Genomic DNA, 12,481 nt, shown 5'->3' on the forward strand with positions numbered 1-12,481 from the left:
TGGCAATTATGCAAGATGTATTATCCTACTTGAAAAGTCATCAAGCAGAAATGCTTATGGACCTGGAACAATTAGTTAAAGCAGAATCACCGACCCTTAATAAGGAATTGGTTGATAATTGTGGAGCTGTACTAACAAAATTATTTGAAACCCATCTTGACTTGGAACCAGAAGTAATTCACCAAACTGAGACAGGTAATCACCTCCGATTCTCCTATGGTGAAGGGGATTCTCAAATTTTAATCATTGGGCATTTTGATACCGTATGGGAGGAAGGGCGACTTCCTTTTATTATTAAGGACAATAAAGCTTATGGACCGGGAACGATTGATATGAAAGGCGGTCTTATTCAAACTATATGGGCATTAAAAGCATGTAAAGAACTAGGAATACAACTTAATAAAAAGGTCATCATACTATGTACCAGTGACCATGAAGGTATTGCTTCTTATACAGCTCGTCCATTCATTGAAGAAGAAGGATTAAGAAGCGATGTGGTTCTTGTTCCAGAAGCATCGGTGAGTAATACTGGTGCCTTAAAAACAGAAAGAAAAGGTATATTGAGATATACAGTCACAATTCAAGGAGTAGCCGCACATTCTGGAAATAATCATGAAGACGGCATTAGTGCTAATGTGGAAATGGCCAAGCAAATACTCTACTTAGATTCTCTTACTAATTATGAAAAAGGAACAACGGTTAACATCGGTATTGCTCATGGCGGCAACAGCATTAATGTTATTCCAGAAAATGCTGAAATGAAGCTCGACATTCGTGTTACAAGTATGGAAGAAGCTGAACGAATAAATCATTTAATATATAATATAAAACCCTTAATGGCTGGAACATCCATACATATAGATGGAGGAATTGTCCGGCCAACGATGAAAAAAACAGAAAAAACAGAAATGCTTTTTAACCTTGCTAAAGATTGTGCAACTGAACTGGGGTTCCCATTAGAGCAAGCTTCTGTTGGAGGCGGAAGTGATGGCAGCTTCACCGCTGCACTGGGAATACCTACTCTTGACGGGCTGGGCTCTGTCGGAGCTGGCCCGCACGCCGAATATGAACATATATTAATTGACCAATTACCTGTACGAGCAGCATTATTATCAAAGATGTTATCTAAAATAACATGAGCCAAGGGGTCGGGTCCCTTGGCTCCTTTTGCGGCTGTATGGGGGACCTGTCTCTGTTAATCTCTTTACCCCTAAGGGAGGGTAATCTATTACACTAAGATAACATCCATTGACATGTATCGCCTCTAACTGATATTTACCGCCTGATGACGAAAAGTGTATTACAGAATGATAGGCTGTTTACCACTAAAGTGCTATGACGCAGTCTTTAAAGTAAATAACGTTACTTCCGGCGGACAGTTAATACGGATCGGTATATCGCTGAAGCCGATTCCTCGATTTACATATAGCTTGTTCCCGGCAGCTCCGTAATCTTCTATCCAGCCATCGGCATGGACATTTTCCTTTTTAGCATAGGTCATCCAAGTGGATTGCGGAGTAAAGGGAATCCGCACCTGCCCGCCGTGTGTATGGCCTGCCACAGCAAATGGAGCTGAGCCGGCCTCCAGCTTTGCGAAGGTATCCGGATTGTGCATCATGACCATTCGTGCTGCTGTTTCCGGTATTGCTTCAAGAGCTTTATCAGGTTGTGCTTCATCCGGCCAGGCTGCGCCTATACCTGCGAGATACAGGCTGTTCTCCGTGGCGTTTCCAGGTTCAACACCGTCCTCCGTCAGCTCCAGAGCAATGGACTCATTATGGAGTACTTCTATCCCCATGTCATTTAATTCAGATGCAACGTTCCCGGCTGACTTTCTGTTTGGCTCATCAGTTCTAAGCTTCATGGCATAATCATGATTTCCCAGTACGGCAAATATGGGTATCTCCTTTTCTGTTAAAGGACGAAGCAGTTCTTTGACATGGTCCATTTCTTCTTTGGAGCTTTTGGCAGCATGGTAGACAAAGTCTCCTAAAATGAAAACAGCGACAGGATTCATTTCAGCAATCCTTTTCGAAGTTTTCTTTACTGTTGCTGTGTTATCCATCCACATCCCTACCTGATAGTCTCCCAAAACAGCGATTTGCTTCCCTTCCCACTCTTCCGGCAATTGATTGATAACCGCCTCTTCTTTTTCTACATCAATAAAATACGGTTCAACAAGACCCCAGACGAGAATGAGCAAAATAAAAATACCTAAGCCCATGCCGATTTTATTTAAAGAATTCATAGCTGTGTTCCCCTTTCTGCATAAGACCATTTATAATGAACGGATCCTCAACTAACTCTAAGCATGGGAACGCTGTTCAAAGAATTTCCGGACTGCTTTTATAGGCCGGATTGAATTGCTGCTCTGCCAAGCAACCCATTCCAAAGCGAGAACACAAAGCAACAGCCAAATGCTGCCCGCAATATGTCCCGCGATTACATCGCTCGGAAAATGGGCTCCAAGATAGATTCGAGATAAACCGATTAATATAACGATGATGACGGCGAAAAGACTGGCTGTCCATTTTACCTCTTTTTTAACTCTCGAGCGGATAATGAAGTAAATAAGAAACCCGTAATAAATGAGAGAACCCATCGAATGTCCGCTGGGAAAACTGAATCCCACCGCATCGATGTCCGGGTTTATAGAAGGACGCCCCCGTTGGTAATAGTGTTTTAGCAAAAGAGTGAGAAGTCCCCCTCCGCCAACTCCTATAATAAAAAAGAGCACACCCCATTTATTTTTGGCTTTAAACCATAAGTAAACCACTGTCAAAATTGATAAGGTTGTCAAAAACCAGACAGAACCCAGTTCAGTGATAAAAATCAGGATATGATCAAGAGCGGTGCTTTCGATACTTTTCAGATAGCCAATAATCATACCGTCAAAAGACTTAACCTCTTGTTCCATCACTTCCTCCGCAATCTCTGCAAATAAAAAGATAAAACCTGCAGCGATTGCTAATCCGGTTATTATTAATAGGACAGGAAAGCTGGTTTTTTTCAATTTTTCTTCGTTAAGTTCCAATGTGTCTTTCCCCCTTTTTTTTGATGGTTCTGTAAATTACAACAAACTTGAGATAAGACTTGCAGCAGCCCGTTTCGCCTTAATAAAGGATTCGCTGTTTTTACATCTGCAATGGACTGCTGTTCTGGGTGCAGCAAATCCATTTCTGCTCGTGAAGTATGGCATTATTACGGGTTTCCTTAATCCCTACCCGGGTGATTTTCGGTTAAACACCTGTAATTAGAGGACTTCTCACGTCACTAAAAAACTTAGAGTTTATATATTTTTTAATTTGAATGCATGAAAGCACTGTAGAGGATTGTTATATACCGCACTAAAACTAAAGGGGGATTATGCATGGTCGGCTGCCAATCAGGTAGCCTCTTTTATAAAAGGGGGGCAATTGGAGTATCAATGGGCATAATTTTGTATATGACTTTAATCTGCTATGTCTCCTTAATTTCATGCAACTTTTTGGTTGCTTACTATTGACGAGCAACTTTTTGGTTGCGTATAATCAATACATGAAATGGGAAAAAGACACAACATTCAAAGCACTTGCTGACTCGACTCGGCGACTAATATTAGACGAACTATCCGAACGCAATGAGATGACGTTGTATGAACTTACGTCCCGTCTTATCATGGAACACAATCTTTCCATTTCTCGTCAAGGGATAGCTAAGCATCTCTCTGTATTGGAAGAGGCAGGCCTTTTAAAATCAATACGAAAGGGCAAATATCGAGTACTTAAGTTCGACAATGAACCACTTAAAGACTTGCTGAAAGGCTGGATTGAGTAATATACGAGAAACAAGAATAGTTTAACAAAAGTGTACGGAGTTTACTTCTGGGTTCGAATAGTTCACTAAGTGGCAAAATAGAAATAAGATTTTTGAAGAACGTATGGTTAACTTACAATTGCATTACGCACATCACCATACAAATTACAGCAGACATAATAGGAGGATTCATTTATGAAAATCATTGTTACCAGTTTATTTGTAGACGATCAAGATAAGGCACTAAATTTTTATTCAGAAACGCTTGGGTTTGTAAAAAAACACGACGTTCCAGTTGGTGAATTTAGATGGATTTCGCTTGTTTCTCCAGAAAACCAAGACGGTACTGAACTTATACTTGAACCCAATGACAATCCAGCTGCCAAAGAATATCAAAAGAAATTACTTGAGCAGGGTATTCCAGCAACAATGTTTGGAGTTACAGATGTTCAAAGAGAGTATGAAAGATTGTTGAAGCATGGTGTCAATTTTACAATGGTGCCGACAAAGATGGGTGATAACACAATAGCTGTCTTCGACGACAACTGCGGCAACCTTATTCAGATAATAGAAGATAAGTAAGAGCCAAGGAGCCGGGTCCCTTGGCTCTTTCTGATAGTGGGCCAGGGAACCTGACCCTGTGGCTCTTTAGATGCCGTTTTTAGGATAAGCCAGAGAAAATGAAGAAATAGTTGGATACTAAAGTCTACTTTGCATAAGTCATTGGCATCGTGGGTAAAGAATAACAAAATCACAGTTCAGATCAAAAAAGGGTGGAGGGTTGTGAATAAAGAGCTATTTGAGTTATTGACAAATATACTGAGAGACGTTGATCGGGTTAAATCATATCTAATACAAACGATAACAATACGTAATGATGGAATCGATATGCAGGCAGCAGAAAGAATTATTAAAAGGTTGGAACGCATTGCACAAGACGCAGATGAGGAATTAATCCATACGCTAGTAAGAATTGAGCAGAATTTTGATTTAGAACATTCTAAGTATAGAGTAACTAAGGAAGAATCTTCAGTCAGAAATCAACCAAAGGAATAAAGCCGTCCTATAGGGCGGCGAGCCAAGGGGACAGACCCCTTGGCTTTTTTTGTGGCTGAGCTGTGGACCTTGTCTCAAAAAGCGTACCACAAAATAAGCCGCTGAGTTTCCGGAAATTCGGACAAAGCGTCTTCTTTCTTCCAGCCCTCGACCAACTTGACATTCCCCGGCTTTCAATAAATGATAAGGTTAATAAATATGAGGATGATTACAATGAATGATACGGTACATATTTTAATTATCGAAGACGATGAGGACATTAATCGCCTGCTGTGCAATATTGTGAGGAAAAGCGGCTATTCGCCGAAGCCGGCTTATTCCGGAACGGAAGCATTGATATACCTGGATTCCGGGACGTGGGATATGATCCTGATTGATCTGATGCTCCCTGGATTATCCGGTGAAGAGCTCCTGAAAAAGGTGACGAATGAGAGCAATATCCCCGTCATCATCATTTCGGCGAAGCTTGAGACTCAGTCAAAGATTCATGCGTTAAGAGCTGGGGCTGATGATTACATAACCAAGCCTTTCGATATTGAAGAGGTATCTGCCAGGATTGATTCATGTCTGAGAAGATATCGGGACCTGTCGGGGACGCCGGTAACAAATCAATTGACCCATAAGGATATTATTGTGGATGTGGACGCTAAGACTGTGAGTGTGAACGGGATTCAGCTTAAATTGACGGCCAGGGAATACGAAATATTGCTTCTGATGGTGGCGTCCCCTCATAAGGTTTTTTCCAAGGCGAACTTGTTCGAGAGCGTGTGGAATGAAAAATACCACGGAGATGAAAATACGATAAATGTTCATTTGAGCAATATCAGGAGCAAGCTGGCGAAAGCAAATAGTGATGAAGAGTATATTGAAACGGTCTGGGGAATGGGCTATAAGCTCAAATCTTAAGGTTTTCTTAAGGATTTACTTAAGGGTTTCTTATGTTTTCCTTCTTATAGTATAAGAGTGTTCAAAGTTGAATAATGACGTAAGGAGGAAACTCTTCATGAATGACTATGTATTGACGACCAGCCAGCTGTCGAAGAAATATCAAAAGAATATGGCGCTCGATAAAGTGAGTGTAAAGATAAAAAAAGGCTCCATTTATGGTTTCATCGGACAGAATGGGGCCGGGAAATCCACGCTGATCCGAGTGATAACAGGACTTGCGTATCCAACCGCGGGGACATTTGAATTATTTGGAAAAAGCAATGAACAGGATATCATCGAGGCCAGAAAGAGAATCGGAACCATTATTGAAGGGCCGGCCTTATATCCTCAGATGACGGCCAAGGAAAACCTGGAAGCACACCGTCTCCTGAAAGGCATACCAGGCAAAGAGTGCATTGACAAAACGCTTAAGCTGGTTGGTTTGCAGGATACAGGAAAAAAGAAAGCGAAGAATTTTTCTTTAGGAATGAAGCAGCGTCTCGGACTGGCGATTGCCTTACTGGGAGATCCTGAGTTTTTAATTTTGGATGAACCTATTAATGGTCTGGATCCTATGGGAGTTGTGGAAATCCGGGAACTGCTGAAAAAACTGAACAGGGAATATGGAATCACGATTTTGATCTCAAGCCATATTTTAAGTGAGCTGCATCTATTGGCCACCCATTATGGCATCATCCATAAAGGAGAGCTGCTGGAACAGTTATCTGCGAAAGAGCTTCAAGAAAAATGCCAGCAGTACTTGCATATCAAAGTGGATGATCCAAGCAAGGCGGCAACCATCATAGAAAGCCGGTTATCTGCGCATGATTTTGAAGTAATGCCTGAAGGGACGATTAAACTGTTCACCTCTGTTGATGCACCACGAAAAGTCTCCAAAATGTTAACCGATGAAGGCTTGATCATCGAAGAATTCATGCCGATGGGAGAAGATTTGGAAACATATTTCACCAATCGCATCGGAGGTGTCCAGCATGGGTAACTTAGTGAGAACAGAGTGGTATAAATTAAAGAAAGATCGCTCATTCCGATTCCTGAGCTGGATGCTGCTTGCGCTTGCAGTGCTGTTTCCTCTTCTGGAATTCGACAATGGCGCTTCAGGCCTGCCGGCAGTAAGTGATTATTACAAGGAGAGCATTCTTGGACCCCATGCGAATATTGTGAAGCTGATCCCCAGTATTCTCGCCGGTTTCTTTATTACGAGTGAATACTCCATGGGGACGATGAAAAGCATCGTATCTTCAGGGAAAAGCAGGCTGAGTATCTACTCTGCGAAGTTAATCGTGTTTTCCATCGGAGCGGTCATTATATCATTAATTTTACCTATCGTGATGACGGGCACGAGTGCTGTCTATTTCGGATTTGACGGTATGCCTGACATCTCCTATTACCTTCAAACCATCGGGCTGATTGTTTTATATGGAGCTGCTTTTGCCTCCATCATGGCGATTTTTTCGATCCTGTTTACGGACAGTGGAAAAACGATAGGGTTTCTATTGATGTTCTTTATTTTTGCTGACTGGCCGTTGCAAATACTGGCAGCCAAAGTGCCGTTTTTTGAACCGATACTCAATCATTCTGTTTTTAAGCTGATCTATGACATCAGCATCGTGAACAGCTTGAACAGCAGTGACTTATTTTTCATAGTAGCAATTCCACTTCTGACGTTCCTGCTGTTTTGGGGAATAGGCGTCTATATTTTTAAACGAAAAGAAATCAAGTAACCAGAAAGCGGGTGAGGTCCCATGCTCTATTTGTTCATAATCGTCCTGATCGCATTCGCCATTGTCCTCACTCGTTTCTATCTGCTGAAAAAAGAAATCAAACGTACAACCCGGCAGCTTCATCAATTCAACCAGAATCAAACAAGCAAGAAGGTTGATATCAGCTTTAATGACCGTCATTTTGAGGAGCTTGCAAAGGAAATCAATAACCAGATTGACCTGACGAAACAAGCAGAGGCAGTCAAGCGCTCGACGGAAAACGAGCTGAAACAGGCCATCTCTCATATTTCACATGATATCCGCACGCCGATGACCTCGATTCTGGGGTATATTCAGTTTTTAGAATCCGATGAACTAAGCCCCGAGTTGAAAAAGGAATACATCGCAACGATAAAAAATAGTGCAGGAAGATTAAAAACCCTCCTGGAAGATTTTTTCGAGCTGTCGATTATCGAACAAACCGATTACCCGATGAAGCTGGAGAGGGTCCGGTTCAACGACTTGATTGCAGACGCTCTATTAGGGTTTTATGAAGAATTCAAAAAGAGAACCATAGAGCCGGACATCCATATTCCTGATCATGAAATCATGATCGATGCCGATGCATCTGCTGTTAAAAGAGTCGTGGAAAACCTAGTGGTCAACGCGATTCGGTACTCAACAGGGAATGTGTCCATCAGGCTTTACGAGAGGGATGCAGCGGTTGTATTGAGAATTTCCAACACCGTCGACAAACTGAGTGAACAGGACGTACACCACATGTTCGACCGGTTCTATAAAGCCGACCAAACCCGGACAGGCAAAGGAACCGGACTTGGACTGCCCATTGCCAAAAGCCTGATGGAAAAAATGAACGGAAAAATATCAGCTGAGCTAAAAGGGAACCAATTAACCATGGTTTGTGAATGGAAATAAGCCAAGGTAAGCCATGGGGACAGACCCCCTGGCTCTTTTTTTGTTTGGATCGGAGACCTGTCTCTGTTTGTCTCTTTAGCCTCAGGGAGGGAATCGATTATTTCGGGATAACAACCATTGCATTACGTGTAGACTCATTGCGCAGTTTATAAGTCAATTACAGAATTTTGTGTTAAAATATCCCAAATGGGTTTGGGGGGGAATACTTCACATTAAAGTATGAAGGGAGTAATCTAAAAAGTATTACAGGTAAAGAAATTAAATATCGTATTGAAGCAAAGTCTGGAATTACCGAGGGAATGGGAACTTTATCTAATGGCGGGGTTCTGCAAAGTCAGGATTTTGGAGATATGTGCAGTGGGTGTGCCTTTATCCAACAAAATACTGTGATTACAATGACTGTTGAATGGGATGAAGAAACCGAAAGTATCGAATTAAAGAAGGAATAACGCCTTGTATTTGTTTAATCCCTCTGTTCAATCAGCTGCCGCTGCGAGGCGGCTTTTTTTATAAAAAGCCGTGTGAGTCCACCACGAAAAACCATACAAATAGATTATAATTAGAAGAAGCGACAGTGGTGTATTGCCCTGCTCATTTATTGAAGAAAAGGTGAGAATAGCTTGCAAGGAAAATATGTTACAAACCGTTCAATATCACTTCCCAGATTAGCAAAATATTATAGTTCCGGAATGTTAATTACATTCATAGGCTTTTTATTGAACGAATCTGGAGTAGTGGCTCATTTGACCTTCTCATTAAACACCTTCATCATTCTATTTCTTCTTTTACCCTGTTTCTATACTTACATTATGGTTTTCAGTGATTTCAATGAAGCCGCCTCCCGCGTGAAATTGATCCTTGGTGTAGTGACAATGATCGGAGTAGTAATGGGCCTGTTTGTCTGTGGTTTTCTTTTTGGAGTGGAAGCTGAATGGTTCAGATAAGATGATTAATCATGTAAAGGTATTGGGGAATAGTTTACTTTTAAGCTGATCGATGAAATTTTGAGGAATATATAGCTAATTATAATCAAAGCAGAAATAATAAACCAACTGGTCAGCACTCTTAAAAATTGGGGGGAGAGAAATATGCTTATTGTGGCAGGATGGTATGTTGGCTGGTTTTTGATGCCCATATTGTGCATTGTGTTTTGTTTGAATTTAGTCTCTATATTGAAAAAGGTGAAGAGCGGCGAAAAAACAGCAATCAATACAGTATTGCTGACAATATCTTTTACACTTATCATGTGGACCATTGCCGTACTGGCTTCAGCAAGTATGTATTAAGATTATTACTTGCAGATCATGCGGTCCGGGAAGATAAGCTCAATAGCGATTGGAGGATTAATGGAAAACTTAATAGATTTACAACAAAGTTATAAACAAAACCAATTTTCTATTGAAATAAGGGATTATATTAGTGCTGCTGAACACAGTTTTGTTGTACATTGTGAATCTTTATTAAATGAGTTTAAGCCTTATTTTGAAAAGAAAAACCAAAGAATTCTCATTGAGGTATTGAAAGATGGTGTAGATAAATTTCTGCCTGGTTATATCTCTTATGTTTTTATAGAAATTGAATCCCACTTAGGAAGACATAAGATTCAATTAAGAATTCCTATATGGAGTTGCCAAAGAACAATTTTAGGAATTCCAATTGCCAAAAAGGTTCCTGGCAGTAAAGTAACAGGAACTTTAAATACATTAAAAAATGCCGAAAGTGTCCTTCGGGAATTTATTCAAGACAACCTGGAAAAGGGGAGTTAAATTCCTTTATTAAGCTGCGAAATCAAGCAGCTTTTTTTCTTTTTATAAAAGGGGAAGGATAGTGAAAATAGTTATGAAACTTATTTTATCGAAAAACGTCTATTCTATAAGGTTATAACAAAGTAGCATGATTAATGGAGGTATATATGAGGGGCTTATTTATTAGCTTTGCAATCATCTTGTTAGTTTCTTGTGATAACCAATCCTTAGCAACAGTTGTTGATGATTATGATGTTAGTAAATTAAGCATTGATTTTGGTAATGAAAAGGCATACGAAATAGGAGCTAATGCTGAAGGAATGCCGATTTTTAAAGATTCTAAAAAAGCATTAGAACAGGCAAAGCTGGACTACAAAGAAGCCTTTGCGGCAGTAGCTAAGGAGTTTGATCTAGAACCCGTTAGTGATAGTAACTATAAAGAATACAAACAATATGGGTGGCAAGTATCTGTGGGGGATAAAGATGTTCAAGAACAAGGTGTGGGATTATCGAAGTTTTTTGATATATATGAAAATAGTTTTGAATAAAAGTTAATATTAGGCTGTCATAAGGCTGAGTTTTTGGAGCCAGGGGGTCAGGTCCCATGGCTCTTTTAGAAATTGGGCCAAGGGGTCTGTCCCCATGGCCCGGTATTCATTATAAGGAGCAACTCTAAATCACGAAACGGATTTGGTTTGTATAGACACAGCTTCTATTTGATCTTTAGGTTTTAAATTGCCTGCGACAATCCCAATTAATATGATGACAACTCCCAGCCATTGTGAAAAGTTTACAAATTCAGCTAATATAAGTGCCGATAATGTTACTGCTACTGGAAGCTCTGAAGCAGTCAAAATCGTGCCAAGTCCTGGTCCTATATGGGGCATGCCAATTGAAAATAAAAGTGGTGGTAAGGCAACACCAAACAAGCCGAGTAATAAACCATAGGGGGCGACCCCCATTAAGACAGGTAAATCAACTAGAAACATTGGTGGATATACTAAAAGTACGACAATTAAACCACCAGTAGATAGGAAAGCACTTTTCAGGACAGGCGGAGTATCTTTTCCGACTGAACTGCTGAGAAATATAAAAGTTGTAAACGTTAAAGCCGAAAGCAGCCCCCAAGCAGACCCATGCAAGGAGAGAGCAACTTCATTTTTTGCAAGTAAGCCCGCAGCTAGAAATGAGCCTATAATAAGAATGCCAATTGAGATGATTTTCCCTTTTGTTGGTTTTTTCTTATGAAAGACCCACTCGAAAAGCGCACCAATCCATACAAATTGAAATAAAAAAATGATGGCTAGTGAAGCATTGAGTGTCTGCAGCGCCTGATAATAAAACACACCTGTCAAACCAAACGGAATTCCAGATAACAGTAATTTGAAGGTTTGATTTAAAGAAATTTTTTGCTTTTTTTTAAACATAACGAGCACCCAGGTAAGTAAGACCCCAAATAAATATTGGGCACCCGTTACCTCTGTTACCGAATAATTTGCTGCATAAGCAAGCTTCACAAATGTAGACAACACCCCATAGCAGCATCCACCTAAGAAAACGATTAGTGCATAATGCCAAGTTTTCATTTACTCTGCCCCTTTCTTTACATAAAAAAGCCACACAACCGTCAACTGACAATTGTGTGGCGAAAATAGAGATACCTCTAGAAAAATCCACGTCCTAAATTGGTTTTATTATTCAATTCTTCAAAAAGTATAAGAGTAAAGGTGCCTATTGTCAACGGGTCGGGTGAGACTCTTTGGGAATACTGAAGGTTATTTGTACTAAAAGGTGCTTTAACTGTCAATAAGGCAGCTGAATCTTATTTAACTAATGGGAGAGTAGTTCAATAGGATTTCGCTCCCCACCTTGCTAAAAAACTGTATAATTTAGTAAAAGGGGGAGGGAGTTTATGAGAGACATACTAGGTTATTTCCTTATAGCTCAAGCCATTCTCACAGGCGTTATTGTTTATTCAATAAATAGTTTATCTGATTCTATCAAGGCATCTGCTGCTTACGTTGCAACAACAGATAGAGATAAGCAATTAAGCTGGGGCTCTGATCTAGGGATGCCTTCAATTGCGTTATTTTTGCTAATAGCAGTTGCAGGCTTGGGTATTTTTTTGGTTGTAAATAAAAAGGGAAACTGAAATAGAAGAGTGTATTATTCACTAAGGAAAGTGCACTTTTTCTACGTTCCTTATTAAACTAATGGGTGATTGATCCAAGAAGGATTATCGCCTTTTTTGCTGAAAATTACTTAATGGCTAAAACATCTATTTGCTCACGCTGTACCAGG

Annotated in this window: 16 protein-coding genes; 13 read left to right on the top strand and 3 right to left on the bottom strand. The window is 40.3% G+C overall.

Going from position 1 to position 12,481, the window contains the following annotated elements; genetic code table 11:
* The first annotated feature begins 8 nt into the window (after positions 1-8).
* A complete protein-coding gene (locus CYJ37_RS19925) occupies positions 9-1,139 on the top strand; it encodes a M20 family metallopeptidase (protein WP_101551324.1) in 1,131 nt (376 codons plus the stop codon).
* Between the two features lie 194 nt (positions 1,140-1,333).
* Here the strand turns inward: CYJ37_RS19925 and CYJ37_RS19930 are convergent, their stop codons facing one another.
* Positions 1,334-2,248 (bottom strand): metallophosphoesterase, encoded by a 915-nt coding sequence (locus CYJ37_RS19930; RefSeq protein ID WP_101551325.1) that lies wholly within the window; start codon positions 2,246-2,248, stop codon positions 1,334-1,336.
* A 57-nt stretch (positions 2,249-2,305) separates the two neighbouring features.
* Positions 2,306-3,034 (bottom strand): phosphatase PAP2 family protein, encoded by a 729-nt coding sequence (locus CYJ37_RS19935; protein WP_101551327.1) that lies wholly within the window; start codon positions 3,032-3,034, stop codon positions 2,306-2,308.
* 503 nt (positions 3,035-3,537) lie between these two features.
* Here CYJ37_RS19935 and CYJ37_RS19940 point away from each other — a divergent pair.
* The 11 genes from CYJ37_RS19940 to CYJ37_RS19990 all read left to right on the top strand — a co-directional run bounded on the left by CYJ37_RS19940 (position 3,538) and on the right by CYJ37_RS19990 (position 10,728).
* Complete coding sequence (locus CYJ37_RS19940; RefSeq protein WP_101551725.1) at positions 3,538-3,816, top strand: ArsR/SmtB family transcription factor; 279 nt, start codon at positions 3,538-3,540, stop codon at positions 3,814-3,816.
* A 174-nt stretch (positions 3,817-3,990) separates the two neighbouring features.
* Positions 3,991-4,377, top strand: a complete 387-nt coding sequence (locus CYJ37_RS19945) for a VOC family protein (protein WP_101551329.1) — start codon at positions 3,991-3,993, stop codon at positions 4,375-4,377.
* Between the two features lie 201 nt (positions 4,378-4,578).
* On the top strand, positions 4,579-4,851 hold the full coding sequence (locus CYJ37_RS19950) for a hypothetical protein (protein WP_101551331.1): 273 nt from the start codon (positions 4,579-4,581) through the stop codon (positions 4,849-4,851).
* 213 nt (positions 4,852-5,064) lie between these two features.
* Positions 5,065-5,757, top strand: a complete 693-nt coding sequence (locus tag CYJ37_RS19955) for a response regulator transcription factor (RefSeq protein ID WP_101551333.1) — start codon at positions 5,065-5,067, stop codon at positions 5,755-5,757.
* Between the two features lie 97 nt (positions 5,758-5,854).
* A complete protein-coding gene (locus tag CYJ37_RS19960; protein WP_101551335.1) occupies positions 5,855-6,778 on the top strand; it encodes an ABC transporter ATP-binding protein in 924 nt (307 codons plus the stop codon).
* Complete coding sequence (locus CYJ37_RS19965) at positions 6,771-7,520, top strand: ABC transporter permease (RefSeq protein ID WP_101551337.1); 750 nt, start codon at positions 6,771-6,773, stop codon at positions 7,518-7,520. Before CYJ37_RS19960 ends, CYJ37_RS19965 begins: the two co-directional genes overlap by 8 nt.
* A 21-nt stretch (positions 7,521-7,541) precedes the next feature.
* Positions 7,542-8,435, top strand: a complete 894-nt coding sequence (locus CYJ37_RS19970; protein WP_101551339.1) for a sensor histidine kinase — start codon at positions 7,542-7,544, stop codon at positions 8,433-8,435.
* A 620-nt stretch (positions 8,436-9,055) separates the two neighbouring features.
* Complete coding sequence (locus CYJ37_RS27390) at positions 9,056-9,379, top strand: hypothetical protein (protein WP_101551341.1); 324 nt, start codon at positions 9,056-9,058, stop codon at positions 9,377-9,379.
* A gap of 144 nt (positions 9,380-9,523) precedes the next feature.
* Positions 9,524-9,721, top strand: a complete 198-nt coding sequence (locus CYJ37_RS19980; protein WP_009792042.1) for a hypothetical protein — start codon at positions 9,524-9,526, stop codon at positions 9,719-9,721.
* 60 nt (positions 9,722-9,781) lie between these two features.
* Complete coding sequence (locus CYJ37_RS19985; RefSeq protein ID WP_022543409.1) at positions 9,782-10,201, top strand: hypothetical protein; 420 nt, start codon at positions 9,782-9,784, stop codon at positions 10,199-10,201.
* Between the two features lie 146 nt (positions 10,202-10,347).
* Positions 10,348-10,728 (top strand): hypothetical protein, encoded by a 381-nt coding sequence (locus CYJ37_RS19990; protein WP_101551343.1) that lies wholly within the window; start codon positions 10,348-10,350, stop codon positions 10,726-10,728.
* Between the two features lie 129 nt (positions 10,729-10,857).
* Here CYJ37_RS19990 and CYJ37_RS19995 read toward each other — a convergent pair whose 3' ends face one another.
* Complete coding sequence (locus tag CYJ37_RS19995; RefSeq protein ID WP_101551346.1) at positions 10,858-11,766, bottom strand: EamA family transporter; 909 nt, start codon at positions 11,764-11,766, stop codon at positions 10,858-10,860.
* Between the two features lie 326 nt (positions 11,767-12,092).
* Between CYJ37_RS19995 and CYJ37_RS20000 the strand changes: the two genes are divergently transcribed.
* A complete protein-coding gene (locus tag CYJ37_RS20000; protein ID WP_101551348.1) occupies positions 12,093-12,332 on the top strand; it encodes a hypothetical protein in 240 nt (79 codons plus the stop codon).
* Positions 12,333-12,481: the final 149 nt, after the last annotated feature.

It is taken from the genome of Bacillus sp. UMB0728 (genome assembly GCF_002858875.1).
Classification (GTDB): domain Bacteria; phylum Bacillota; class Bacilli; order Bacillales; family Cytobacillaceae; genus Bacillus_AB; species Bacillus_AB infantis.

What these genes read in the sequence shown, in the direction of transcription:
- CYJ37_RS19925 (WP_101551324.1), top strand. Translation starts at nt 9, where the DNA reads ATGCAAGATGTATTATCCTACTTGAAAAGTCATCAAGCAGAAATGCTT.
- CYJ37_RS19930 (WP_101551325.1), bottom strand. Translation starts at nt 2,248, where the DNA reads ATGAATTCTTTAAATAAAATCGGCATGGGCTTAGGTATTTTTATTTTG.
- CYJ37_RS19940 (WP_101551725.1), top strand. Translation starts at nt 3,538, where the DNA reads ATGAAATGGGAAAAAGACACAACATTCAAAGCACTTGCTGACTCGACT.
- CYJ37_RS19945 (WP_101551329.1), top strand. Translation starts at nt 3,991, where the DNA reads ATGAAAATCATTGTTACCAGTTTATTTGTAGACGATCAAGATAAGGCA.
- CYJ37_RS19955 (WP_101551333.1), top strand. Translation starts at nt 5,065, where the DNA reads ATGAATGATACGGTACATATTTTAATTATCGAAGACGATGAGGACATT.
- CYJ37_RS19960 (WP_101551335.1), top strand. Translation starts at nt 5,855, where the DNA reads ATGAATGACTATGTATTGACGACCAGCCAGCTGTCGAAGAAATATCAA.
- CYJ37_RS19965 (WP_101551337.1), top strand. Translation starts at nt 6,771, where the DNA reads ATGGGTAACTTAGTGAGAACAGAGTGGTATAAATTAAAGAAAGATCGC.
- CYJ37_RS19970 (WP_101551339.1), top strand. Translation starts at nt 7,542, where the DNA reads ATGCTCTATTTGTTCATAATCGTCCTGATCGCATTCGCCATTGTCCTC.
- CYJ37_RS19980 (WP_009792042.1), top strand. Translation starts at nt 9,524, where the DNA reads ATGCTTATTGTGGCAGGATGGTATGTTGGCTGGTTTTTGATGCCCATA.
- CYJ37_RS19985 (WP_022543409.1), top strand. Translation starts at nt 9,782, where the DNA reads ATGGAAAACTTAATAGATTTACAACAAAGTTATAAACAAAACCAATTT.
- CYJ37_RS19990 (WP_101551343.1), top strand. Translation starts at nt 10,348, where the DNA reads ATGAGGGGCTTATTTATTAGCTTTGCAATCATCTTGTTAGTTTCTTGT.
- CYJ37_RS19995 (WP_101551346.1), bottom strand. Translation starts at nt 11,766, where the DNA reads ATGAAAACTTGGCATTATGCACTAATCGTTTTCTTAGGTGGATGCTGC.
- CYJ37_RS20000 (WP_101551348.1), top strand. Translation starts at nt 12,093, where the DNA reads ATGAGAGACATACTAGGTTATTTCCTTATAGCTCAAGCCATTCTCACA.